Origin of the sequence: Oikeobacillus pervagus (genome assembly GCF_030813365.1) — a bacterium.
GTDB lineage: Bacteria > Bacillota > Bacilli > Bacillales > DSM-23947 > Oikeobacillus > Oikeobacillus pervagus.
The window spans coordinates 1-1,218 of the sequence record NZ_JAUSUC010000109.1; the positions used below are offsets into that span (position 1 = coordinate 1).

Consider the following 1,218-nt stretch of genomic DNA (forward strand, 5'->3'; position numbering starts at 1 on the left):
TGTCAATCCGCAGCTTCGGTGATACGTTTAGCCCCGGTACATTTTCGGCGCAGAGTCACTCGACCAGTGAGCTATTACGCACTCTTTAAATGGTGGCTGCTTCTAAGCCAACATCCTGGTTGTCTAAGCAACTCCACATCCTTTTCCACTTAACGTATACTTTGGGACCTTAGCTGGCGGTCTGGGCTGTTTCCCTCTTGACCACGGATCTTATCACTCGTAGTCTGACTCCCAAGGAGTAAGTCTCTGGCATTCGGAGTTTATCTGAATTCGGTAACCCGATGAGGGCCCCTAGTCCAAACAGTGCTCTACCTCCAAGACTCTTCCCTTGAGGCTAGCCCTAAAGCTATTTCGGAGAGAACCAGCTATCTCCAAGTTCGATTGGAATTTCACCCCTACCCACACCTCATCCCCGCACTTTTCAACGTACGTGGGTTCGGGCCTCCAGTAAGTGTTACCTTACCTTCACCCTGGACATGGGTAGATCACCTGGTTTCGGGTCTACGACCTCATACTTCATTCGCCCTATTCAGACTCGCTTTCGCTACGGCTCCGTCTATTCAACTTAACCTTGCATGAAATCGTAACTCGCCGGTTCATTCTACAAAAGGCACGCCATCACCCGTTAACGGGCTCTGACTACTTGTAGGCACACGGTTTCAGGTTCTCTTTCACTCCCCTCCCGGGGTGCTTTTCACCTTTCCCTCACGGTACTGGTTCACTATCGGTCACTAGGGAGTATTTAGCCTTGGGAGATGGTCCTCCCAGCTTCCGACGGGATTTCTCGTGTCCCGCCGTACTCAGGATCCACTCAAGAGAGAACGAAGTTTTGATTACAGGGTTGTTACCTTCTTTGACCGGCCTTTCCAGACCTGTTCATCTACTTCATTCTTTTATGACTCCGTATAGAGTGTCCTACAACCCCAAGAGGCAAGCCTCTTGGTTTGGGCTAATCCCGTTTCGCTCGCCGCTACTTGGGGAATCGCAATTGCTTTCTCTTCCTCTGGGTACTTAGATGTTTCAGTTCCCCAGGTCTGCCTTCCATACCCTATGAATTCAGATATGGATCCTACTCCATTACGAGCAGGGGGTTCCCCCATTCGGAAATCTCCGGATCAAAGCTTACTTACAGCTCCCCGAAGCATATCGGAGTTAGTCCCGTCCTTCATCGGCTCCTAGTGCCAAGGCATCCACCGTGCGCCCTTTCTAACTTAACCT

1 rRNA gene is annotated in these 1,218 nt (G+C 50.7%); it reads right to left on the reverse strand.

Annotated features, from left to right (window positions below):
* Window positions 1–1,217, reverse strand: a 23S ribosomal RNA gene (locus tag J2S13_RS16850); the annotation flags it as partial.
* Window position 1,218: the final 1 nt, after the last annotated feature.